Source organism: Hoylesella shahii (genome assembly GCF_937990675.1).
GTDB lineage: Bacteria > Bacteroidota > Bacteroidia > Bacteroidales > Bacteroidaceae > Prevotella > Prevotella shahii.
Window position 1 is genome coordinate 46,255 of the sequence record NZ_CALKQY010000022.1, and the last position, 23,060, is coordinate 69,314.

The window sequence follows — 23,060 nt, forward strand, 5'->3', positions numbered from 1 at the left end:
CCTAGTTATTGTTGCTCACTGACTGCAAAGAGGCAGGGTCGGCAAATACATAGTTGCGGTCAACGGTAATAATCACACCGCGAGCCACTTCTAGTTCGAGTGTATTTTTTTCCAAATTGATGCGCTTAACCTCGCCATAAACACCACCACTAGTTACCACGCGCGCTCCTTCTTGCAAAGAATTTTGGAAGTTGCGAATGGCTTTCTGCTTCTTTTGTTGTGGTCTAATCATGAAAAAGTACATGATAGCAAAGATTGCCACCATCATCAAGATGGGCGCGGCAGAGTTACCGCCTGCTGCTTGCGCAGCCAATACTGTTGTTGAAATCATATCTTAATTGTTGAGTTGTTGGTTTTAGATGAAGGAGAGCTTATGTTTTAGACCTCTCCTCCATTGTTTTCAGCGTCCTTGGGTTGTTCTTAGGCATCGTTAGCAACATTGTCTGTGGCTACGTTTTCTTGGCCTAAGTGTTCTTTCTCGCTATCGTTCACCTGCTGTTCGGGCTGTTGGCTATGCTTTTTCTCTTCGCCGTTACGGCCATTATCAGGTTGTTTCTTTGGTCTTGGTTCGGGCATTGCCTTCATCATAAGGCCGTGCGTGATAAGTCCGCGGGCGATAGTGTCGAGCATACCGTTGATGTATCCACCACTTCGATGCGTGCTATAGAGCTTAGCCAGTTCAACATACTCGTTGATGGTTACGCTAACGGGGATATTGGGGAACGTAAGCATCTCGGCAATAGCAATCTGCATGATAACCACATCCATGTAAGCGAGTCGCGAGAAGTCCCAGTTTCTCGAGTTTTCACTCATATAACGCTGATATTGGTCGCCATTCAGGATGGTGGCCCTAAACAATTTGCGCGCAAAATCCTTATCTTCTTCGTCCTTATATTCGGGCAATAAATCTTGTTTTGCCTTATTTTCGGGATCAAATCGCTTAATTGTTTTGAGTACAAAGGTATCAACAATTTCCTTATCGTCGTTCCAATATAAGCTTTTTTCTTCTAGCAGTGCATCCAAGTCTACATTGTTCTGCACCAATTGTCTATACAATTTACGCCACAATTCACGGTCGTCTTCATACGAACTGTCGCCACTCGCCATGTATTCGCGATAAGTTTCCGACTGTTCTATTTGGTTGCACAGCTTCCTCACCGCTTCGATATCGTCTTCCCAGCGCTGTTTAAGCGTTTCCATGAAGTCGTTCAGCTGTTTGTTCTCTTCTAATTGCGTAGCAAACTTATTGAACGCGAACTTCTGCGAGGGCACCTCTGTGCCTTCGCGCTGCGCTTGTTGTGTCGCGATATCTACACGATGCCTCTCTTCACGCGTGATTGCCACTATCAACGCCAGCAGGTAATTGTATAGGTCGTATGCTTTAGAAAGACTGAAAAGCACCTCTTTCTCTGCATTATCCATATTTCTATTACCATTCTGGTAGTATGCATAGGTTAACTGGACAATCTTTATACGTATTAATTCCCTATTTATCATCGTTCTGTTTTTCGTTTATTGATATGCAAAATTAGGAACTTTCCCACGAATATGCAAGCCTAAAGGGTTTTTTCTACTTTTTTTAATAACTACAAAAGTAACAATACGAGAAGTAGAACAATTTTGTTAACCTCTGAATATCAAATGCTTCATCGATGCAAAAGGGTGTCTAAAGGGGTTGTTTTATGCAAAACATGTTTTACAACAAGTGTTACAAATCTGGACTTATCCAGCATCTTTCTCTTCAAGTGTTTACCACTTATGTTACAAATTCCATGCTACGGGGGTGCTCTTACTCTCCAATATAGAATAAATATTTTTACATTTCTGCATGTTTTTACAACGATTATCATTAACTTTGCCCACGACATTTATTGATTGATTTGACAACCAGTGGCGGCAACCCCATAAGCCTAGGCTTTTTTGCTACCAAAGAAGACAGCCACCTATCACCTATTGACGCATAAACCTGCCATAACCCGCTATCATTATGAAGTGTAGAACTTGGCCCAAAACAGCAAACAACGGCTTATCACGCCTTCATGTGCTGCTCCCAGAATCCTATATCCGCGCTTAAAGGCTACAACAATTGCCACACAATGCGCTAAACCTAATTTGCTTTTTAAAATAAACATGATACCCTAACTTAACAAACCTTAGCAATGAACAAACAAAACTTTTGACTGTGACTGTTGCACTGCTTGGAAACCTGAACTTGACGGCTGCCACAACTGTGGCGAGCAAGCCTACAGGTGCTTTTTCTTCCGCATCAACAGCAAAACTATTGCCCAATGGGCATGCCTCGACTGCTGCTAACAAGCAAGATGGGCGAAACCTTTTAGCTAAAGGAAGGATTACCGACCAAGATGGTGAACCCATTGTGGGGGCTAGCGTTGTGCAAAAAGGCACGAAAAATGCTACTATCACCGACTTAGACGGAAATTTTTCGCTTAACGTTCCCCCTGGTAGTGTGCTTGTGGTGTCGTATATCGGCTTTGCCGAGCAAACGGTGACTGCTTCTACCAACTTGAACATCACTCTAAAAAGCAATATAGAGAAGCTAGACGAGGTGGTGGTTGTGGGTTATGGCACACAAAAGAAAGTGAATGTAATTGGTTCTATCGCTTCTATCGACAGCAAATCGCTAGAAAGCCGAGGCGCAGCAGACGTGTCTAACATGCTCACGGGCCAAATGTCGGGTGTTACCATCACGCAAAACAGTGGCAACCCAGGGCAAGATGCAGGTAAAATTCGTGTGCGCGGTGTTGGCTCCTTTGGTGCTTCACCCGACCCACTGGTGCTTATCGACGGCATGCCTGGCAATTTTTACGAACTAATGCCTGCCGACATCGAGAGCATATCGGTGCTTAAAGACGCTTCTTCGGCGGCCATCTATGGTTCGAGAGCGGCCAATGGCGTGGTGCTTATCACCACTAAAAAAGGTAAAGCAGGACAAACAAGGGTTACATACAATGGTGCCGTGGGATTTAGCAAGGCTGTTGCACTGCCACAAATGGCTCATTCTTACGAGTATGCTGAGTTTTTAAACATGGCCATTGGTAAAGAAAACTTCTCGCAAGAGGCCATCAAAAAATATCGGGATGGTTCGGACCCCGACAACTATGCTGATGAAAACATGATTGAAGAGTTGCTTGGCGGACACGCTTTCCAAACTAAACACGAACTTAGTGTTAATGGTGGAAACCAAAACATCACTTATGCATTGTCGGCTGGCTACCTAAGACAAAATGGGTTGCTGAGAAACAACTACATGGACAAATACACGGGTAGGGCTAACATTGGGTTGACATTTAATGATAAACTAAAACTTGATGTGCGATTGGCTGGTGCGGTGAAAGACCGCAATGAGCCTTCTACCCCTGGTCCGCTCGATTTCGATGGCGTGCAAAGCATCATTCAGCAGGCTTTGCGCTTCCCTGGCCTTACGCCCACTTATCTTCAAAATGGCCAACTGGGCATGGGACCAAAGCAACAAGGTACTCCCGTGGCATGGGCAAACAGTTCTTCGTTTTTCAACGAGGGCGAAAAAAGTATTAAAGCCAATGCCGAACTAACGTTCTCGCCACTAAAAGGGCTATCGCTTAGAGCCATTGGCGGATACAATTTTGGCCTAACCGAGGAGAAACACTATCGCAACGAACTGCAACTCACGGATGGAAAAATTGTTGGACCATCGCGACTTACCAACATGATGTATTGGAATGCCTACAAAACATTCCAATTTATAGCCAACTACAACCTCAAAATCAAACAACATGATGTGTCGTTGCTAGCTGGATACACCTGGGAAGACGAAAGCCAACGCTTTGTTAGCGGCTCGCGCAACAAGGTTGCTTCAGACGATAAACCCTTCTTAAGCATGGGCGATGCCAACGGACAAACCAACAGTGGCGACGGATACGACTGGGCTTTGCAATCGGTTATCGGACGTCTTAGCTACAATTACGCCCAGCGTTATCTTTTCGAACTAAACATGAGATACGATGGCTCGTCGCGCTTCCCCACAAATAGCAAGTATGCTTTGTTCCCTTCGGTGTCGGCTGGATGGCGCATCACCGAAGAGAAGTTTTGGAAAGACACGCCTGCACTTGACTTCGTAACCAACCTTAAGTTCAAAGCAAGCTACGGCGTACTGGGTAACAACAACATTGGTAACTATCCCTACCAAACGGTTTACGAACTAAGTTCAAAACACAATTATGTGTTCGGTGGCACTTACACTCAAGGTGCGGCCATCACCACTTACACCGACCCCAATCTTAAATGGGAACGCACCCGCACTTCTGACGTGGGTTTCGAGGCTGCATTCTTTAACAACAGTCTCACCTTTAACGCAACCTACTTCTATCGCAAAACCACCGACGTGCTTTACACTCCTGCTGCAAGTGTATCTGACATCTTTGGACTGAAACTTTCGAAGGTGAACACAGGCGCACTTGAAAACAAAGGCTGGGAATTTGAAGTGGGATATGCCAACCATCTAGGCGACTTCAATTATCGCATCAATGGTAATTTCTCTATCATCAACAACAAGGTGCTTACACTGGGACTTGGAAACGTGCAACAAAGAAACGGAATGGTGGGAAATGGTTCAGACCTTTTCATTGGCTATCCCATGGAAATGTTCTACGGGTATAAAACAGATGGCCTGTTCCTAGACGACAGCGAGGTGAGCTCTTGGGTAGACCAAAAAGCTATTGCCAGCGGTTCGAAGGCGGGAGATATTCGCTATCTAGACGTAACGGGCGACAATAAGGTTACGCCCGACGACCGTGTTTATCTAGGTTCGCGCATTCCTAAATACACCTTTGGGCTTAACTTGGCTTGCAATTACAAGCAGTTCGACTTCTCTATGCTGCTGCAGGGCGTAGCCAAAGTTAAGGGCTTGCTTAGCAGATATGCAGGATGGGCCTTCAACCAAGAGGGAAACATACAAAAATGGCAGATGGAAGAAACATGGAACGTGCAGAAACACAACCGTTATGCCAAATATCCACGCTTGGAAACCACAAGCAACGCTGGTGGCAAGAACACCCTCACATCCGACTATTGGTTGCTCGATGCCTCGTATCTCAAAGTGCGCAACGTGCAATTGGGCTACACCTTGCCTAAAAACACAGCCAAGAACATCGGCATCGCAGCCCTTCGCATGTTTGTGTCGCTCGATAATCCCCTCACCCTTCACCATTATTATAAAGGATGGGACCCCGAAACCACCAACTCTAGCGGATACTATTACCCCACTATGGCCACCTATTCTTTTGGTTTAACACTTAGCCTATAACCACATTATGAAACTTTTTAAATTTCAATATATCATCGCCGCCTCTTTATTTGCATCGTTCATGGGGGCGTGCAGTCTAGAAAGAACGCCGCTGTCTAACATCGCCGACAACGAGTTTTGGAACAATCCCAATAGAGCTTCGATGGCTCTTACCGCACTTTATCGTGGAGAAATAACCAACGGCGTGGAGTTTTCGCCTAGCGATTTCTGGTCGTATGGTGGCTTCTTATACACCGAACACATTAGCGATAATGGCTTCGACCGCCGCGGAGAAAATGCACCCTACTTCCAAATTTCAAGCGGAAAGCTCCTCAACAACAATAATATGATTAGAATTTATTGGCGAGCTGCTTACCACCGCATCGAAAACTGCAACCGCTTTCTTAAAGACATCGCTTCTGCTAATCAAACAGACGAGGTGAAACGCATGACGGCCGAGGCTAGGTTTCTTAGGGCTACGCAATATCATTACTTGGCTAGCTACTTCAAAGATGTGCCCCTAGTAACAACGGTGCTTACCAACGAGCAATCGAACAACGTGAAGAAAACGACACAAGCCGACATTCTGAAGTTTTGCGCCGATGAGTTCAAGGCTGCAGCAAACGACCTTCCTACGTTCGGAAACATGAGCGCAAGCGACAAGGGAAGGGCCTGCAAACAAGCCGCCCTGGCCTTCTTGGGACGCACTTACATGCTTATGCAACAGTGGACTAATGGCGCCGACACTTATAAACAAATTATCAACCTGGGCGAAAACGCCATACATCCCCACTACCGCGAACTGTTCTGGCCCAAAACTGGTACTGATAATAAGGAGAATATCTTCTACATCGCCTACATGGCCAACTATTTTGGATGCGGAATGCCACAACATCTCATGTCGGCCAAAGACAACGGATGGAGTAGTTCTAACGCCTCGGGAGGCTTGTTCGAAGCTTATGAGTTTACTGATGGTACGCCGTTTAGCTACGACGACCCACGTTACAACCCCAATAACCTTGGCGAAAACCGCGACCCACGACTGGATTACACCATTTATTATAATGGTGCAACATTCAAAGGAACCACTTATATCATCTCGCCCGACTCGTCGGCGGCTAAAAAGCAACGACTGGATTATGCCACCGAAGCATCTAAAACGGGATTTCTATGGCGCAAATACTTCAACGAAGAACGCATAGAAGACATCACTAGTTATAGTGCCGTGACACCTATCATTAGATATGCCGAAGTGCTACTGAGCTATTTGGAATGCCAATTGGAAAGCGGACAGCCCATCACACAAGCACTTTTAGACCAAACCATCAATGCCATCAGAGGGCGAGGTGATGTAAACATGCCACCCATTACAGAAACCAATGTTGACAAACTACGCGAAATTCTGCGCCACGAACGCCGCATTGAACTGGCTTACGAGGGCATTCGCTATTGGGATTTGCTGAGATGGAGAATTGCCCATGAAGTGCTTACCGGGCCTATTTGGGGCGCACCCTACCCTAACTCGGCTGGCTACGCACAAACAACGAAGCAAATAGACCCCACGGGGCATTGCCGATGGTATGTGGGAAGACGCGACTTTAGAAACCCACAAGACTATACGTGGCCCATACCACTAAGCGAACAAAACATTAATCCCAACCTGCGCGAAGAGTAATCACTAACCCGCGCAAAGCGTTATCACAAGATAGTCGGTGTGTTGCCATAGGTTATTAAGCCTAAAGCAACACATCGATTTTCTTTCTTTGCCTTGTAAACGCACAGCCACATTGCTACCATTGTCACTTGTGTGCCTATCCACCATATATATATATTACACCTAATAGCCCGGAGACAGGGTTCTCACCGCAATGGGCTAGCCTTAGCATCTTATACAGTTCACATCATTGCACCCTATGCTTAACCTTATCGCCTTTAGCCACAAAAAAACTTCGTATCGACTACACATCGTACCAAACGAGCAAGAGCGACATGGTAATTTAAGTAAATATATTTTACAAACTACACCTTATTAAACAAATCATTCTAGTGAAAATCACCACCCAAAAAGGGTATAAAATGCACCAAAACGACGAAATTTGAAAAACGGCTACGCACTTTTGGCCACCTTTATTTGCCAATTACTATGGTTTTGCATTTCTCTTTTGATAAAAGCACTCCCATTTTTAACCTGTAAAATGTCAAGGAAACATACTATAACAGCAAGGATTTGAAACGCTTTTTGCAGCAAAACGCCACGCAATATGCAGCAAAACGCCTCGCAATATGCAGCAAAACACAGTGCTATCTGTAGCAAAACGCAATGCAAAGTGGTGCAAAACGCGAGACTAAATGCAGCAAAACGCAGCAGAAAGTCGAAAAAGTGATGTTTTAAACCATCTTTATTAGTATTTAGATCATTTTTGAAGAAAACTTTGCTTGGCTACCTAAGGCCATGAAGTTGGGTCATTAAAGTCTCCAATTTCGTGCTAAATAGCACGTTTTAAGTTTATTTTTATCGTAAATACCAGAATATCAGACAATTACAAACTTTAAAAATACCAAAGAAAATGCAACCAACGCCCAGAAATTTTGCAAAGAGGCCACTCACAATGTTAAGATTTAGTACAAATATTTTACATTCCAACAAACCTTGGTAGGCTTCTACCGGGCAACCTGTTGGAGTGGTTAAACAGAAAAGCCCCATCACATATGAGCAGTAACCCCAAAATTAGGTATGATATAATACCTTATTTATGTGCTAACACAACAATAGCATAATGAAAAACCAGTAGAAGGACAATTCAAAACGAACACATTGCCCACCAATTAACAAGCAAGAACTAAACAACAAACACCAAAAACCAATCCCTTAGCCCACAAATACAAGCCACACAATACCTCAACACTACCAAAGAGGCCCTCGTGCTTATACATTTCGACACAATCGTTATAAAAAAAGGAACTATATTTCTTTAGTTCCTATTTTTTTGTTTACTTTGCATACCGAGAACTAAAGACTTTAAACCACAGAAAGGAGCAGACAACAACCCAGACATTGGAACAGCAGGTCACACCCATACTCACCATCAACGGGTCCGACGGCACTGGCGGGGCTGGCATACAGGCAGACATCAAAACGATTTCGGCCTTAGGAGGTCGTGTACTTTCGGCCATAACCTCAATAACCGCCCAAAACACATTGGGCATTCAAGAGTTTTTCGACCTACCCGCCACCACTGTTGAAGGTCAAATTGAGGCCATTGTCAACGACATGCAACCCGCTGTGGTAAAAGTGGGCATGATAAGAAGGGCCGACACCGTGGCGCAAATAGCCCGATTGCTAAAGCAACACAAGCCCAAACACATCATCTACGACCCCGTTATCGTGTCGTCGCAAGGCGAAATGCTCATGGCACAAGAGGTGGTCGACGAGGTTAGACACAGCCTGCTGCCCCTTTGTTCGCTCGTTCTCATGAAGCGCGCTGATGCCGAACTGCTCACCCATACAGCCATCAACACGGCTGCCGACTTAAATAGAGCTGTGAAAAGTGTGCTTGCCGAAGGCTGTAAAGCAGTGCTATTGCAAGGCAGTCATACGCCACCGCAAAATGTGGCCGACGTGTTTGCCACGGCCAACGATGGCGAACCCACATTTCTCCCCTCGCTTTTCGGCGAAGGCGAAGGCAACACCCGCCACGGACTTAGTGGCAGTATGTCGGCCGCCATTGCCAAATTCGTAAACGGAGGCAATACACTTTTCGAAGCCGTGGTTAATGCACGCAACTATATAGCCCAACTTCAACCACAGCATACGGGCATAATTGGGCGAAGTGGCGAATTGTTTAACGAGTTCAGCCACGACATAACCCAACACCATCGCACCAATAGCGACGTGAAATTTTATGCCGACAAACTGAATGTTAGCGCAAGATACCTGGCCCAAGTGACACGCCGAATAACAGGAAAGGCACCTAAAGCCATCATCGACGAATATATTACGCGCGAAATAGAACAGCAGTTGGCTTTCACACAAAAAACAGTTCAAGAGATTGCCTATGCCTACGGCTTTCGCTCGCAGGCACACTTGGCCAAATTTTTTAAGAACATCAATGGGCTTGCACCCAGCGAATATAGAAAAGAAATACATTTAAATAAACAATAAAATGAAAGAGAACAGACAAGAACTTAACCGCAACTTGGCACAAATGCTTAAAGGCGGTGTTATCATGGACGTAACAACTCCCGAACAAGCTCGCATTGCCGAAGCTGCAGGTGCATGTGCCGTTATGGCATTGGAACGCATTCCTGCCGACATTCGCGCCGCTGGTGGCGTGTCGCGCATGAGCGACCCCAAGATGATTAAGGGTATCCAAGAGGCTGTTTCAATCCCCGTTATGGCCAAATGCCGCATCGGCCACTTTGCCGAAGCACAAATTTTGCAAGCCATCGAAATAGACTATATCGACGAGAGCGAGGTGCTTTCACCCGCCGACGACGTTTACCATATCGACAAAAACAAGTTCGAAGTGCCTTTCGTTTGTGGTGCTAAGAACCTTAACGAGGCACTTCGCCGTATTGCAGAGGGCGCAACAATGATTCGCACAAAGGGCGAACCCGGAACGGGCGACGTTATTCAGGCCGTGCGCCACTTGCGTATGATGCAAAGCGAAATTCGCAGACTCACCTCGATGAGCGAAGACGAACTGTACGAAGCTGCTAAAGCCATGCAAGCCCCTTACGAACTAGTGCGCTACGTACACGAAAACGGTAAACTGCCCGTGGTGAACTTCGCCGCTGGTGGTGTGGCTACACCTGCCGATGCTGCCCTAATGATGCAACTGGGTGCCGAGGGTGTGTTCGTTGGTTCGGGCATATTCAAGTCGGGCGACCCCGCAAAACGTGCCGCTGCCATCGTGAAAGCTGTAACCAACTACAACGATGCCAAAATGCTTGCCGAACTATCTGAAGACCTTGGTGAGGCCATGGTGGGTATCAACGAGCAAGAAATAGCGCTGCTCATGGCAGAGAGGGGGAAATAAACAGATGCGTATTGCCATTCTAGCACTGCAAGGCGCATTCATCGAACATCAAAAGATGCTTGCGCAACTCGGCGTGGAGAGTTTCGAAGTAAGGCAAGCAGCCGATTGGGAACTACCCAAAGATGCGCTGATTATACCTGGCGGAGAAAGCACCACGATGCTCAAACTGTTACGCGAACTTGATTTGCTCCAACCCATCAAGCAAGCCATTGAAGACGGATTGCCCGTATTTGGCACTTGCGCAGGACTTATCTTACTGGCCAAACATGTGGAAGGCGACGACAAGCAACGCATTTCTACGATGGACACCACCGTGTGTCGTAATGCTTACGGACGTCAACTGGGCAGCTTCTTTGTTGAAAGCAATCTTAAAGGCATAGACCATGCCGTGCCAATGACCTTTATACGTGCGCCCTATATAGATAAGGTGGGCAGCGAAGTGGAAATACTGGCAGAGGTTAACGGGCACATCGTTGCCGCCAAACAAGGTAATCAACTGGTAACGGCATTCCATCCCGAACTTAACGACGACCTTTCCATCCATCGCATGTTTGTGAAGATGGCCGAAAGCAAATAAAATTCAATCATGGCTCTAAAACCTTTGTTAACGGGTTTTAGAGCCATTTTTACATCTTGAATTATTGTTCAAGAATCTTTTGTTTAGTGTTTTTTTGCAACGTATTTTGTTTTTTTACCTTAATATAATTTCAACCAAAACATATTCGGCCTAACTTTGCACACGAGAATTAAAAAGGCTGTATTCAAGGATATATTTAATTAACAACAAGTAATTAAACAAGCCTGAAAGAGATTTAGACAAACCAAGGTAAGAATTAGGTAAGCCGAGGTTAAAAAATAGACAAAATGGGAGTTTTATTTTATAATCATACAACAATTAAACAATTAACAACAATGAGAAGGTACGTTATTCCACGCATTGCGTGCACAAATTTAGCAAGTGAGTTTCAACTGCTAGCAGGTAGTCCTGGCGACGGAGACAATGAAGATTTTAAACCTGGAGGCTCTGGTGGTAACAAAGACGGAGGATGTTGCAACTCTGGTTGTGCAAAAGAGGGCCTAATTGACGATTACGATAATTAAGAGAAAGGAACAGAATTTGAACAATCTATACTCAAAATAACAGGTATATGACCTACAGGAAACTTTACAGCATGATGCTAGGCACTATCGCAATTGGCTTAGCTTCGTGTGCTACCGACATTAACAACGAGAGCGAAAGCCAAATAGATGCTGGCACTAGCGCTAAACGTACACTCACCATCACCACTGAAAACGAGCCTCTCACTCGCTCGAGTGTGAGCCTTATTAACGGCAACAAATGGGTTAAAGGCGACAAATTTATAGCCTATAACCTAACTACGCCAAACGGGTTCGACTACATTGTGGCCTTAGAGGGCGGAAAGACAATGAAATTCGAGGGTGAGGTGACATGCAAAAAAGGTGACAACATCGCCCTATTCTATCCCTTTAAGCAAAACGATTACGGCGTTACGCCTGGTAATGTTAGCGTTAGCTTAGACCAAAACACGGTGATTGAAAACGGTAATCCCGTTACTGGTAAACAAGATGGAACGATTGAGAATATTAAGTATGTGGATTATAGTTGGGGACTTGCCAAAAATATCTCGACTACCGACTTTAAAGGTTGGGGTACTATCAATTTTAGAAAGCAGTATGCACTACTCTTAGTGAAATTCTGTAATGATGGAAAGCCCATTAAAAACATCAAAAGCCTTACCATCTCGAACGAACCATCGAAGGGAGAGTTTAACCTAAAGACTGGACAATACGTGTTCCCATCTAAGATTGACAACCCCAGTAGCTACACATTCACCATTAATCCTAGTGCACCACTCGACTCTTTCTATGTTGCCGTGTTCCCTAACGACAATTATAGACCTGTGTTTACTATCCAAACAACAGACGGAAGCGAGTACGAACAAGCCCTTACTGATGGCATGCGCATTGAACGCGCTAGATATTATACCATCACAATGAACATGGGATGCACGCCTTGGGTGGACATCGACGGTGTGAAATGGAGCAGATACAACCTGCAATATACGCCTGGCGACCAAAGAACTGGATGGGTTAGCGGCTACCACTTGGCTAAAAATCCATGGGATTACTTCTACACTGACAAGTGTGGCACCTCTCCACAGGGTGCTTGTATGCCCAATGCAACACAAACGGTTAAGTTCGACCACTTCCGTTGGGGCGACATTGCCGAGGCTTATCGCTACAGTCGCGCTTTCATGTGCTACTACTGGACAGTACGAGGCAACATCCCATCAATGCTTAGTTCAACCCAAAACTACGGCGACTTGGCTTATTACGCATCGCGTGGTAAATGGAAACTTCCTACAAAGGGCGATTTCGACAAGCTAATGGCAAAAACTGGCCAATATATTGGCTACTACAAGGATTGCAACAACAATGTTATCTACGGTATTTTGTTCGACCCCACTGTAAACAATTGCCTCAAAGGTTGGGTGCTTAGCCGAGACAATAGAAAGCTTGTTTGCTCTAATAGAGATGCTCACGGTCTGTCGTATGCTCGTTGCTATATGAAGCAATTCACGAAAGAGGATATTTGCAAGGGTGTGTTCTTCCCATTTGCAGGAAGCTACACCGACTATATAGACTGCACTCCAAGACTTAACAAGCCTGGTAGCCAAGGTATGTATTGGACCGCTTGTGGTACAAACTGCGAACAAGCTCAAGCCTTTACGGGCCAGTATATGGAATACCAAAACTTGTTCTTCTACGGAACGACAAAGGGTGCTAGTGCCATTAATCCCAAACGCAACATGTATAGCATTCGCCCGATACTTGCAAATTAAGGGTTTAATAGGGAAAGACAAAGTTGAAACTTAGATTTTTAATTGCCTTTGCCTAACAAATAATTCGTGGAGAAAAGAGATGTGCTAAGTTAAACCATCCTTTCTCCACGTTTTTTATACACTTTTTCCTACTACCTGCTTCAAAACACACCATACATCGATGAACTTATGGTAAGCAAAAGCCTATCAAGCAAGAGAAAACGAGGTTCATCCCTCGTCCACGAGAGCGGTTTGCGCTGGAAATTATTGGTTCAAAACATTTTAATGCTGTCCGAAATAACAAAAGTCAAAACAACTTCTATCAGTAAATTTAATCTCACATTCAATTTTTCGACAACAAAAGATTGCGAATTAGATTTTTTTACATAACTTTACAGCGTAAACACAAGTTACGTTCGCACGTTTTCGTTTAATCGCGAGTTAATGCGGAGACATACAAGCCACCTTGTAAACTTGCTTATTCGTAAGCTTGTCAACTAACATCTGGCCTTGTCAACTTGTATACTCGTAAACTTATCAACTAACAATACAACGCCTATGAATACCAATACGCCACCCTTTACCTATTAACACCGGCAAGCCATTGTTTGTCGGCAACGTTTATTAATCCTTATTACATAACAAATAATTAATTCAAAACAAGATGAAACATAAAATACTTTTATGGCTCATGCTTTTCTTTTTCCCTTTAGCTTTGGGTACGGCCTGCAACACGGAGGTGGATCTTAAAAGCATAAGGTACGAAGGAGAATTTCTTATTAGAGAAGGAAAAGGCTGGCCTTACAACATCATTAGAGTTACAAAATCGTCTTCTAGGAAAGGGGTACCGGTAGGGGTAACTCTTGGCTTCGTTGGCACGGAATACGACAAAAAGATAAGCGAGGGCGACATTGTTCATTTCCACGTGATAGATTTCAAAGAATTGCAAGGGCCTAGGACAGCAGATCTCCGATGGCCAATGTTTATCGGAATAGTAGAATTTTATGATAACTAACAACGCCAAATAATAACGATTATGAAACGATTATTCATTATTACATTCCCTATTATTGATTACAACCGTTTCTAGAGTTGCATCCAAACAATAATATTGTAACAACCAAAAGCAATATATTACAGGGCGAGGATTACGCCTCGCACATCTAAAGAGTGAGGGGGGATAGCCCTATTATTATTCGTCCAAGGATTGTTCTGATGCTTAACACTGGTAAAACAATTGAACCCATCCTAAAAAAACAATTCAAAACAATATGAAACATAAAATACTTTTATGGCTCATGCTTTTCTTTTTCCCCTTAGCTTTGGGTACATCATGTAACACTGAAGTGAATCTTGAAAACATAAAGTATGAGGGGAAAATATTGTCGCTCATCAAGAGCAACAACCATGAGTATTATAACATCATCCTAATTACACGGTCAACCTCCAAGAAAGGTGTACCTGTGGGAAGTTCTATCGGTTTTTATGATAGAGACTTCGGCGAAAAGATGAACGAAGGCGACATTGTTCATTTTCGTGTGCCGATGTTTCAAAAATGGGTTGGTCCAGAAACAGCCGACCACCTTTGGCCACACTATGTGGGGATGATAAAGTTTTACGAAAACTAACAACGACTAAAATACCACAATTATGAGATGAATATTGATTATATTAACCTTATTGCTGGGATGGGCAACTATACACGCACAGCAAGGTTATCGATATGGGGATTAGCCTACTTATGGGTGACTAATCTACTAATTTTTAACCAATAAAAAGGGAGAAAAGCCACACAGGCCTTTCTCCCTTCTTTATTAGTTTACTTTTCTTATCTCGTAAGTTCAATTCGTGATTAAAACCAATCGAAAGTCAATGGCTTTCGTAAAAGGTCAATCCATTTGAAAAACTACTTCGTCTCAATCTCTTCTTTCATGTCGATAAACTGCTTGTTTGCATCGTAAAACTCGTATTGCAAAAAAGCCAACTTCTGCGAAGAGACGATGTGCAAGCCAAATCCGTATTTCAATTGCCACTGTCGTTTCAAGGAAACAAACCCTTTATTAATATAAGCAGCAACGTAGGGGTGCACATGCAAATAGAATTTCTTAACACCAATCTTATTAACAAGCCGATCTATCTTTCTTTCAAGCTGGTCGGTGAACAAGATGCTCGACCTTATTTTTCCTTTTCCGAAGCATGTTGGGCAGGTCTCGTCAACACTTAAGTCCATTGCCGGTCGCACGCGTTGCCTTGTAATTTGCATCAGTCCAAACTTACTTAGTGGCAAGATATTATGTCGTGCGCGGTCTTTCTGCATGTTTTTGCACATCCTTTCGTAGAGTAGTTGTCTATCTTCAGCGACATTCATGTCGATAAAGTCTACCACGATGATGCCTCCCATGTCTCTAAGTCGTAGTTGTCGAGCCAATTCATCGGCTGCACCAAGGTTCACTTCTAATGCGTTAGCTTCCTGTCCCTTTTCCGAACGTGTACGGTTACCGCTGTTAACATCAACAACGTGCAGCGCTTCAGTGTGTTCGATGATAAGATATGCGCCGTGCTTGTAGTTTACAGTTTTCCCAAAGCTCGATTTAATCTGCTTAGTGATGTTGAAATTATCAAAGATGGGCACCTTTCCCGAATAGAGTTTCACGATGTCCACCTTGTCTGGTGCAATCATCGATACATAGTGCTTCACCTCTTTGAATACATCTTCATCGTTAACATAGATGTTTTCGTAGGTTGGGTTGAACAAGTCGCGTAGCAAAGCCACAGCCCTACTTGTTTCTTCGAACACCAATTGCGGTCTTTTTTGGGTTTTCTGCACCTTTTCGATAGCCTCTTCCCAGTACTGCGTGAGTGTTTTTAGTTCTGCGTCTAGTTCTGCAACCCTTTTACCTTCGGCCACAGTTCGCACGATAACGCCACAGTTTTTAGGTTTAATGCTATGAATGAGCTGTTTTAGTCGTGCCCTTTCTTCTCCGCTTTTAATTTTAGAAGAGACAGAAACCTTATCGTTAAAGGGAATAAGTATGAGGTAACGTCCAGCGAACGACAGTTCGCACGTGAGCCTCGGCCCTTTGGTGGATATGGGTTCTTTAACAATTTGCACCAGCACCTCTTGTCCCGAGGTGAGCGTAGTTTGCACACTACCATCTTTTTTCAAGTCGGGAAGTCGCGATGCCTTTGCAAAGGGATAAAGTTTTTTCCTGTCGCTTTGCACCTGTTTAAGGTACTTGGCGTATGAATCGAATTGACTTCCTAAGTCGAGATAATGAAGAAAAGCGTCGCGTTCAAATCCAACGTCTACGAAACAGGCATTAAGCCCGGGCATCAGTTTTTTTACTTTCGCTGCGTAGACATTTCCAACAGAAAACGAAACTTCACGTGGTTCGCTCTGATATTCCACTAGTCTTTTGTCTTCTAGCAGTGCTATCGAGATTTCTTTCTGTTGAACGTCAATTACTACTTCGCTAGTCATCTTCTTATTAGCTCCTTAGTTCTCGTCGTAAGTACGTATTAGGCAAGTTCTGTTAAGTCTTTATGTTTGGCCGATGCATCTCTGCAGGTGGCTATATGGTGCGTGTTAAAGGTGTTTGCGTTTATTTCACTTTCTGTTTAGCCTCATCCATCGCCACTGTTGTTTGGCAATTCGGCTGTTTAGTAGTGTTTCAATACCCATGCACCTTTAAAGAGACTTACAGGCGCGTTCTATAAAAACAAGCATGATGCTCATTTTATAGAACTCGCCTTCAAAAGAACCTTGCCTAAAGGGCTAGCCGTGCCGTCCTCTGCGGATTTGTCGGCCTACCCTTCAATGGCGAATAAGCGTTAGGCAAGTGTTTTACTTGCTCTTATGCCTATTCTTTCTCAGTCTTTTTTTACGTTTGTGAGTAGCCATCTTGTGGCGTTTTCTTTTCTTTCCGCTTGGCATAGCTGTAATTTTTAAATGTTAATATAATATATATGTATTGTTTCCACCTTTATTTATTCGCCACGCATGCTTTCAACAAAGCTCTTGGCCGGTTTAAAACACGGCAAGTCGTGTGCGGCGATGGTGATTGTTGTGTTCTTGGCGATGTTGCGTGCGGTCTTAGCTGCACGATGCTTGATAATAAAGCTGCCGAAACCACGAAGGTAAACATTGTCTTTTTTGTTCAACAAGCTGCCTTTTATAGTCTCCATAAAGCTCTCAACTACCACTGAAACATCTTTCTTTTGGATGCCAGTCTGCATGGCAATCTCGTTGATAATATCTGCCTTTGTCATTCTTATTGTTGTTATTTAATGATTTACTATTTCATCCTTTCTCGGATACGGAGTGCAAATATACGAGTTTTTTATGTGATTAGAAAATATATTTGCCTTTTTTTACGCACAAAGGAGTGATTTTATTCTACACAAACTTGCTTATTCTCAACGCCTTACATTACAGAACACAAGATTTACACACAAAAAAGGCTGACACATCTATGATGTATCAGCCTCAATTCTTGTGATTCCGGCGGGATTCAAACCCACAACCTTCTGATCCGTAGTCAGATGCTCTATTCAGTTGAGCTACGGAACCTTGTTCTGAATTGCGAGTGCAAAGGTATAGAGTTTTTTTCTTTCCACCAAACTTTTCAGCAACTTTTTATCAAAAAAGTACGATTTTGGTTATTTCTCGCTTAATTTGGGGGTGTTGAAGGGGATTTTAGCCCCTTCAACACGTGCCCATCTTATTTTATCAAAGCCACCGAACGCTTCAAGAATGCATCCAATGCTGCTCCCTTAAGCAGTCCGTTTTGCAACAAAGCTAGGTCGATGAGTTGGTGAACAATGTCGTTGCTCTTACCAAAATCGGCCAATGCAGCTTGTTTCTGCGCACGTTGGTCGGCAATTTCTTTTTCGATTTTGCTCACCTCGGCACGTTCTTCCTCAGTAATCTCTTCGGGTTTCTTGGCCGATTGTTGTTGGTGCAGTGCGGCCAAGCGAGCCTCCAAGCCCTTAATTTCGGCCTCAACGGGCTGCAACGTGTCGGCCGTTGATTGCTTGCAATCCTCCAACACGCGCTTTATCAAGGCATGATCGCTGTTTAGCACCACGCTATAAGCATCGGGCATTTGCGCATAGAAGGCCATACCAGCCTGCAAACGGCTCATATCCTTCATGCGGCGCATGTACTCGCTTTGGGTGATAAGTATGGGTTGAGCCGTTTCGCCCATAGCCTCCACCTCGGCATTGAACTCAGCTTTGTCGATGTGCGGCATCTGCGAGCGGAACACTTGCGAAAGGTTTTCGCGGTCGGCCTCGTCTATATTGCTCTTCGGGGCGCCGTCTTTTTGTATCAGTCGCTCCACAATGTCGCTGTCTACACGCACGAAGTGGCACTTTTCCAACTTCTGTTCCAACATCGAGGCCACGGGCACATCCAGTTCGCCTTCGAGCAACAACACGCTATAACCCTTGGCACGAGCGGCCTCTATGTACGAGTATTGTTCTTCGTTGTTGTTGGTGTACAGGCAAACCAATTGTCCGTCTTTGTTGGTCTGGTTGTCCTTAATGAGTGTACGATACTCGTCGTAGGTGAAATACTTGCCGTCTACATCCTTCAACAGGGCGAAATCTTTGGCTCGTTCGTAGAAATCTTCTTGCGAAAGCATGCCATAGTTGATGAAAAGTTTCAGGCTGTCCCACTTCTCTTCAAAGCCCTTGCGGCCTTCTTTAAACAGACTTTGCAGGCGGTCTGCCACCTTTTTGGTGATGTAGGTCGATATTTTCTTCACGTCGCCATCGCTTTGCAGATAGCTACGGCTCACGTTTAGGGGGATGTCGGGCGAGTCGATAACGCCATGCAAGAGCGTGAGGAAGTCGGGAACGATGCCTTCCACTTGGTCGGTAACGAACACTTGGTTGCAATACAGCATCACTTTGTTGCGCTGCAACTCGATGTTGCTGTGTATTCGGGGGAAGTAAAGCACGCCCGTGAGGTTGAACGGATAGTCTACGTTGAGGTGAATCCAGAACAAGGGCTCATCTTGCATGGGATAGAGCGTACGGTAGAACGCCTTGTAGTCTTCGTCTTTCAGCGTGCTTGGAGTCTTTGTCCACAGCGGTTCCACATCGTTAATAATGTTGTCTTCTTCTGTGTCCACTTGCTTTCCATCCTTCCATTCGGTCTTTTTGCCGAAGGCGATGGGGATGGGCAAGAACTTGCAATACTTGTTGAGCAGCTGTTGTATGCGCGTTTTCTCCAAGAATTCTTTGCAATCGTCGTCGATATACAGCACGATGTCGGTGCCGCGGTCGTCTTTCTGCACCTCTTCAATCTCGTAAGCGGGCGACCCATCGCAACTCCACTTCACGGCTTGCGCACCTTCTTGATAGCTGCGCGTGATGATTTCCACTTTCTTGCTCACCATAAAGGCCGAGTAGAAACCGAGTCCGAAGTGTCCGATAATGGCGTTGGCGTTGTCTTTGTACTTGTCGAGGAAGTCGGTTACGCCCGAAAAAGCGATTTGGTTGATGTATCTGTCAATCTCGTCGGCCGTCATTCCCACGCCTCGGTCGCTGATGGTTAGTGTTCCTTTGTCGGCATCCAGGCTCACACGCACGGTTAAGTCGCCTTGTTCGCCTTTAAAGTCGCCACGCTCTGCCAGCGTCTTCAACTTCTGGGTAGCGTCTACGGCGTTAGAAACCAACTCGCGAAGAAAAATCTCGTGGTCTGAATAGAGAAACTTTTTTATCACGGGGAAGATATTCTCTGTTGTTACCCCTATGTTTCCTTTTTGCATGTTATATATAATAATGTGTTAAGTTCGTTATAATCGTTATACGTTTGCATGATATGCAAACTTTGTGCCAAGATGGAATGATGTGCAAAGAGATGGCACATCGACAGATAAGGCAGACAAACAACTATCGAACCCATAAACCCGATAATACAAATACTTTATTATTTTTCTAGTAAAAAGTTAAAGCTATGCACAGTTTTTACATAGGTTCTACGTATCTTTGCTGCATAACTAATAACCATAAAGCCATGTCGAAGATACTAAACAAATACATTTGGCTAGCCGAAACCATATATAAAGCATGCAAAATAACTTTCGAAGAGATTAACGAGGAGTGGCGTAAAGAAGTTGATTTCAGCGGTGGAGAAGACCTTCCGCTGCGCACTTTCCATAAATGGCGCATCGGAGTAGAAGACTTATTGGGCCTTGTTATCGAGTGCGAACGCAAGGGACGCTATGCCTATTACATCGCAAACGAAGGCGAAATAGCCAACGGAACACTTAAACGATGGCTCTTCGACACCATCACGGAGGGTAACCTGCTCATGGAAAACCAACGAATGAAAGACCGAATACTGCTACAACCCACGCCTACCAACAACCAACAGCTAAAAACAATATTGCAAGCCATGCGCGAGAACCACACGCTGCGCGTTACCTATCACAGCTATTACCGCCCATCGGCTACCACTTTCGAGGCAGAACCTTATTGCGTTAAGATGTTTAGGCGACGTTGGTACATGGCGGCACGCTCTCCTTATTATAATAAGGTGATGGTGTATGCGCTCGACCGCATCGTTAACTTGGAGTTACTTACGGGTAATAAGTTTGCGCTGCCACTTGATTTCGATGCGAAGGCGTTCTTCAACGATTGTTTCGGCGTTATCATTGGCGACAACACTGCTACAGAAGAAGTGACGCTAAGGGTTAGCGAATGGCAAGCTCATTATCTTCGCGACCTGCCTTTGCATGCCTCGCAACGCGAACTCGCGCCCGAAGACAACCGCTGCACCTTCGCCTTTCGCCTTCGTCCCACTTTCGATTTCCAACAAGAACTGCTCTCGCTTGGAGCCGATGTGGAAGTGATTGAACCTCAATGGCTGAGAGAAACGATGAAAGAGAAGATAAGGGAGATGACGGAAAGGTATGGAGAGGAAGACTATTCATAATTTCAGAAACCAACAGATAAAAGAACAAACACAAGTTAAATCAATACAAATTGTTTATTATGGAAGAAAACAAAATTGAAGTAATGGCAGTTAGTCAACTGCTCAACATGAAGTTCTTTGTTCCAAGTTACCAACGAGGCTATCGTTGGACTGAACAAGAAGTGAGAGATTTGCTAGAAGACATTAATGACTTCGGCAAAAAGGAAAAGAAGCGAGGCGAGTTTTATTGTCTGCAACCACTTGTGGTACGTGCCATGACCGAGCAAGAAAAGCAAGCCAACGAACTAGAAGTGGGCGACACTTGGTATGAAGTTATTGATGGGCAACAACGACTGACCACCATATACCTTATTCTTTCTACCATGAAAGCACTGATAGAAGCAATGAACTTACCCTCAAATCTATATGAGTTGAGATATCAACGTGAGGCAAACGTAAGCACCAACTTCCTAAAACAAATCACCGAATCAGACAAAGAGTTTTGTGAAAAAGTTGACTACTACCATGCCAGCAAAGCACTTAGCACGATAAAGCAATGGTTCGAAGAAACAAAAGCAAACAAATGGTGTTTTGCAAACACACTGCTCGCATCATCTTGTGATGAAGACGAACCTACAATAGACCAATCAAACAACGTTCGTTTCATTTGGTATGAATCGGTAGATGAAGATCCAATAAAAGTCTTCACAAGGCTAAATATAGGGAAGATAGGCCTTACCAATGCCGAACTTATCAAGGCATTGTTACTAAACAGTTCGAACTTTAAGAAAGAAGACCCATCTGCACTCAAGCTAAGGCAACAAGAGATAGCTTCTGAATGGGACAGAATAGAATACACTTTGCAAAAAGAAGACTTTTGGCTTTTCCTACACGAAGTGGGTTATGAGAACCCAACGCGCATCGATTTCTTGTTCGAATTGATGTGTGAGCTCAACATGCTTGAACTGGAAGAAACTGAACTCAAACACATTGGCACAGACGCAAACAGGACTTTCCGATATTTCTATCAATACTTCTCACGAAATAGGCCCTCTATCGATTTCTGTTGGGAAAAGGTTAAAAGCTTGTTCAACACCTTTGTGGAATGGTACGACGACTTGCAGTTGTATCATTACGTAGGATTTCTTATTGATTGTAAGGCAGATAGCATTTCCCAACTTGTAGAATATTGGAACAAATCGGAAGACAAGAAAGGATTCTTGAAGACACTAAAAGAAGAAATAAAGAAGGTGATAGGCGGCTGTCCATCACTTGAACATGAGTATCAAGATGGCAAAGGTAAAACAAGATGCAAGCCCATTCTGCTTTTCCATAATATCCAAACTGTCATCAACAGGAACATAAAGGAAAAAGAAACAGAGCAACTTGCCGCATTCTATAAGTTCCCATTCCACCTTTATAAGAAAGAGAAATGGGACGTTGAACACATCAATTCGAATACAGAAAACGAAGAAACCGACACAGTTACCCAAGGGGAATGGTTGCTCAATGTGTATTGGAGTGTTCATAAAGATGTGCAAGACCAAATATCCAGTTACTTCGACATAGAAGATGAGGATGAGAAGAAAAGTAAATATGCAGAGATCAAAGAATCTATCCCTGAACATGAGCCTTGGTCACAAGAAGAAAAGAATAGGATTTGGAACTATACTTTACTCGATTCTTCAACCAACCGCAGCTATGGCAATGCCATATTCTCGGCCAAACGTCGCATAATCATTGGGAAAGACAAAGGAAAGCTGATACCTATTCCAAAGCTCTCACGTGATAAGAGATTTAATATTGAAGAGGAAACAGATGCCAACTCTCCATTTGTACCACCCTGCACACGAAATGTTTTCATGAAGTATTATTCGTCCACCATCGGCGACATCAACTATTGGACGAAAGAAACCGACGCACAGGGTTACCTTAACGACATCGAAGCATGCATTAAACAATTAGACAAATAA

Annotated in this window: 16 protein-coding genes and 1 tRNA gene; 11 read left to right on the top strand and 6 right to left on the bottom strand. The window is 44.2% G+C overall.

Annotation, left to right across the window (positions count from 1 at the left end):
• Position 1: 1 nt before the first annotated feature.
• Both yajC and nusB read right to left on the bottom strand, forming a co-directional pair.
• Positions 2 to 331: a preprotein translocase subunit YajC gene (yajC, locus tag QME03_RS02765; RefSeq protein WP_110370161.1), complete on the bottom strand. Its 330-nt coding sequence runs from the start codon at positions 329 to 331 to the stop codon at positions 2 to 4.
• 89 nt (positions 332 to 420) lie between these two features.
• Positions 421 to 1,497 carry a transcription antitermination factor NusB gene (gene nusB, locus QME03_RS02770; RefSeq protein ID WP_281723387.1) on the bottom strand — a complete coding sequence of 359 codons (1,077 nt, stop codon included), beginning with the start codon at positions 1,495 to 1,497 and terminating at the stop codon, positions 421 to 423.
• Positions 1,498 to 2,182: 685 nt separating this feature from the next.
• On the opposite strand from nusB, the gene QME03_RS02775 reads away from it, so the two are divergent.
• From QME03_RS02775 to QME03_RS02815, 9 genes are all read left to right on the top strand, one after another.
• Positions 2,183 to 5,302, top strand: a complete 3,120-nt coding sequence (locus QME03_RS02775) for a SusC/RagA family TonB-linked outer membrane protein (RefSeq protein ID WP_281723418.1) — start codon at positions 2,183 to 2,185, stop codon at positions 5,300 to 5,302.
• Between the two features lie 7 nt (positions 5,303 to 5,309).
• Complete coding sequence (locus tag QME03_RS02780) at positions 5,310 to 6,956, top strand: RagB/SusD family nutrient uptake outer membrane protein (RefSeq protein ID WP_274946566.1); 1,647 nt, start codon at positions 5,310 to 5,312, stop codon at positions 6,954 to 6,956.
• A gap of 1,380 nt (positions 6,957 to 8,336) precedes the next feature.
• Positions 8,337 to 9,443 (top strand): hydroxymethylpyrimidine/phosphomethylpyrimidine kinase, encoded by a 1,107-nt coding sequence (locus QME03_RS02785; RefSeq protein WP_273264146.1) that lies wholly within the window; start codon positions 8,337 to 8,339, stop codon positions 9,441 to 9,443.
• 1 nt (position 9,444) lies between these two features.
• Positions 9,445 to 10,320: a pyridoxal 5'-phosphate synthase lyase subunit PdxS gene (pdxS, locus tag QME03_RS02790; protein WP_025816395.1), complete on the top strand. Its 876-nt coding sequence runs from the start codon at positions 9,445 to 9,447 to the stop codon at positions 10,318 to 10,320.
• A 4-nt stretch (positions 10,321 to 10,324) separates the two neighbouring features.
• The gene (gene pdxT, locus QME03_RS02795) at positions 10,325 to 10,897 is read left to right on the top strand and encodes a pyridoxal 5'-phosphate synthase glutaminase subunit PdxT (protein ID WP_110370158.1); all 573 of its coding nucleotides are present in this window, start codon (positions 10,325 to 10,327) and stop codon (positions 10,895 to 10,897) included.
• Positions 10,898 to 11,232: 335 nt separating this feature from the next.
• Positions 11,233 to 11,421 (top strand): hypothetical protein, encoded by a 189-nt coding sequence (locus QME03_RS02800; protein WP_025816393.1) that lies wholly within the window; start codon positions 11,233 to 11,235, stop codon positions 11,419 to 11,421.
• A 47-nt stretch (positions 11,422 to 11,468) separates the two neighbouring features.
• Positions 11,469 to 13,184 carry a fimbrillin family protein gene (locus QME03_RS02805; RefSeq protein WP_281723388.1) on the top strand — a complete coding sequence of 572 codons (1,716 nt, stop codon included), beginning with the start codon at positions 11,469 to 11,471 and terminating at the stop codon, positions 13,182 to 13,184.
• Positions 13,185 to 13,827: 643 nt separating this feature from the next.
• Positions 13,828 to 14,178 carry a hypothetical protein gene (locus tag QME03_RS02810; protein WP_281723389.1) on the top strand — a complete coding sequence of 117 codons (351 nt, stop codon included), beginning with the start codon at positions 13,828 to 13,830 and terminating at the stop codon, positions 14,176 to 14,178.
• A gap of 256 nt (positions 14,179 to 14,434) precedes the next feature.
• Positions 14,435 to 14,791: a hypothetical protein gene (locus tag QME03_RS02815; RefSeq protein ID WP_273113760.1), complete on the top strand. Its 357-nt coding sequence runs from the start codon at positions 14,435 to 14,437 to the stop codon at positions 14,789 to 14,791.
• A gap of 278 nt (positions 14,792 to 15,069) precedes the next feature.
• Here QME03_RS02815 and QME03_RS02820 read toward each other — a convergent pair whose 3' ends face one another.
• From QME03_RS02820 to htpG, 4 genes are all read right to left on the bottom strand, one after another.
• On the bottom strand, positions 15,070 to 16,644 hold the full coding sequence (locus QME03_RS02820; protein ID WP_281723390.1) for an Rne/Rng family ribonuclease: 1,575 nt from the start codon (positions 16,642 to 16,644) through the stop codon (positions 15,070 to 15,072).
• 506 nt (positions 16,645 to 17,150) lie between these two features.
• On the bottom strand, positions 17,151 to 17,432 hold the full coding sequence (locus QME03_RS02825; protein WP_025816388.1) for an HU family DNA-binding protein: 282 nt from the start codon (positions 17,430 to 17,432) through the stop codon (positions 17,151 to 17,153).
• A gap of 227 nt (positions 17,433 to 17,659) precedes the next feature.
• Positions 17,660 to 17,733, bottom strand: a tRNA-Arg gene (locus QME03_RS02830).
• Positions 17,734 to 17,884: 151 nt separating this feature from the next.
• Positions 17,885 to 19,939 (bottom strand): molecular chaperone HtpG, encoded by a 2,055-nt coding sequence (gene htpG / locus QME03_RS02835; RefSeq protein ID WP_281723391.1) that lies wholly within the window; start codon positions 19,937 to 19,939, stop codon positions 17,885 to 17,887.
• Positions 19,940 to 20,187: 248 nt separating this feature from the next.
• Here htpG and QME03_RS02840 point away from each other — a divergent pair, with 248 nt between their 5' ends.
• The gene (locus tag QME03_RS02840) at positions 20,188 to 21,108 is read left to right on the top strand and encodes a WYL domain-containing protein (RefSeq protein WP_281723392.1); all 921 of its coding nucleotides are present in this window, start codon (positions 20,188 to 20,190) and stop codon (positions 21,106 to 21,108) included.
• Between the two features lie 59 nt (positions 21,109 to 21,167).
• Positions 21,168 to 23,060, top strand: coding sequence for a DUF262 domain-containing protein (locus tag QME03_RS02845; protein ID WP_281723393.1), 1,893 nt, complete (start codon positions 21,168 to 21,170; stop codon positions 23,058 to 23,060).

Coding starts and splice junctions, on each gene's coding strand:
- yajC (WP_110370161.1), bottom strand. CDS start 331: ATGATTTCAACAACAGTATTGGCTGCGCAAGCAGCAGGCGGTAACTCT.
- nusB (WP_281723387.1), bottom strand. CDS start 1,497: ATGATAAATAGGGAATTAATACGTATAAAGATTGTCCAGTTAACCTAT.
- QME03_RS02780 (WP_274946566.1), top strand. CDS start 5,310: ATGAAACTTTTTAAATTTCAATATATCATCGCCGCCTCTTTATTTGCA.
- pdxS (WP_025816395.1), top strand. CDS start 9,445: ATGAAAGAGAACAGACAAGAACTTAACCGCAACTTGGCACAAATGCTT.
- pdxT (WP_110370158.1), top strand. CDS start 10,325: ATGCGTATTGCCATTCTAGCACTGCAAGGCGCATTCATCGAACATCAA.
- QME03_RS02800 (WP_025816393.1), top strand. CDS start 11,233: ATGAGAAGGTACGTTATTCCACGCATTGCGTGCACAAATTTAGCAAGT.
- QME03_RS02805 (WP_281723388.1), top strand. CDS start 11,469: ATGACCTACAGGAAACTTTACAGCATGATGCTAGGCACTATCGCAATT.
- QME03_RS02810 (WP_281723389.1), top strand. CDS start 13,828: ATGAAACATAAAATACTTTTATGGCTCATGCTTTTCTTTTTCCCTTTA.
- QME03_RS02815 (WP_273113760.1), top strand. CDS start 14,435: ATGAAACATAAAATACTTTTATGGCTCATGCTTTTCTTTTTCCCCTTA.
- QME03_RS02820 (WP_281723390.1), bottom strand. CDS start 16,644: ATGACTAGCGAAGTAGTAATTGACGTTCAACAGAAAGAAATCTCGATA.
- QME03_RS02825 (WP_025816388.1), bottom strand. CDS start 17,432: ATGACAAAGGCAGATATTATCAACGAGATTGCCATGCAGACTGGCATC.
- htpG (WP_281723391.1), bottom strand. CDS start 19,939: ATGCAAAAAGGAAACATAGGGGTAACAACAGAGAATATCTTCCCCGTG.
- QME03_RS02840 (WP_281723392.1), top strand. CDS start 20,188: ATGTCGAAGATACTAAACAAATACATTTGGCTAGCCGAAACCATATAT.
- QME03_RS02845 (WP_281723393.1), top strand. CDS start 21,168: ATGGAAGAAAACAAAATTGAAGTAATGGCAGTTAGTCAACTGCTCAAC.